Genomic DNA, 1,078 nt, shown 5'->3' with positions numbered 1-1,078 from the left:
TGGTTGCGGGAGTAGGATTTGAACCTACGACCTTCAGGTTATGAGCCTGACGAGCTACCTGGCTGCTCCATCCCGCGCCGGTTTGTATTTGAGATCGTGTTAGAGAGAAGTGAGTATTTGTTAGGTTTGGCGGTGACCTACTCTCCCGGGGCTTGAGCCCGAGTACCATTGGCGCGGAGGCACTTAACTTCCGGGTTCGGGAAGGGACCGGGTGTATTGCGCTCGCTATGACCACCAAACCGAACAAATACTCACGTTGCATCCTGCGTTTCAGGAGCGACGTGCGGGGGCTTGCGGAGCAAACCCTTGTTCCCGCTCGGTTTTACATCAATCGGGTGTTGTCCATGTCTTGTTTGGTGCTTTTGGTTCTTGATTTGGCCTACCGCGCGGAGCGCTACTTGAGGCCATTTGATCAGTCTTTCTGTTACTGGATCGGATCAAGCCTATCGGGCGATTAGTACCGGTCAACTGAACGCATTGCTGCGCTTACATCTCCGGCCTATTGACGTGGTGGTCTTCCACGGCCCTCAGGGATACCTTGTTTTGAGGGGGGCTTCCCGCTTAGATGCCTTCAGCGGTTATCCTGTCCGGACATAGCTACCCTGCACTGCCGTTGGCACGACAACAGGTCCACCAGTGGTCCGTTCACCCCGGTCCTCTCGTACTAGGGGCAACTCCTCTCAAGTATCCTACACCCACGGCAGATAGGGACCGAACTGTCTCACGACGTTCTAAACCCAGCTCACGTACCTCTTTAAACGGCGAACAGCCGTACCCTTGGGACCTGCTCCAGCCCCAGGATGAGATGAGCCGACATCGAGGTGCCAAACACTGCCGTCGATATGGACTCTTGGGCAGTATCAGCCTGTTATCCCCGGCGTACCTTTTATCCGTTGAGCGATGGCCCTCCCACTTGGGACCACCGGATCACTATGACCGACTTTCGTCTCTGCTCGACTTGTCAGTCTTGCAGTCAGGCTGGCTTCTGCCATTGCACTCAACGAGCGATTTCCGACCGCTCTGAGCCAACCTTCGCGCGCCTCCGTTACGCTTTAGGAGGCGACCGCCCCAGTCAAAC

1 tRNA gene and 2 rRNA genes (1 of these 3 running past the window's edge) are annotated in these 1,078 nt (G+C 56.0%); all 3 read right to left on the bottom strand.

Annotated elements, in window-relative coordinates:
• Positions 1-77: transfer RNA gene (locus G0P99_RS15525), tRNA-Met, on the bottom strand.
• Positions 78-124: 47 nt separating this feature from the next.
• A 5S ribosomal RNA gene (rrf, locus tag G0P99_RS15520) occupies positions 125-239 on the bottom strand.
• A gap of 194 nt (positions 240-433) precedes the next feature.
• Positions 434-1,078: ribosomal RNA gene (locus G0P99_RS15515) — 23S ribosomal RNA — on the bottom strand (it continues 2,187 nt past the right edge of the window).

The sequence above is a fragment of the Ruegeria sp. PrR005 genome, assembly GCF_010500245.1.
Classification (GTDB): domain Bacteria; phylum Pseudomonadota; class Alphaproteobacteria; order Rhodobacterales; family Rhodobacteraceae; genus Ruegeria_B; species Ruegeria_B marisflavi.
The sequence above is the reverse complement of the archived record's forward strand: the minus strand, read 5'-3'. Positions and strand labels throughout refer to the sequence as shown.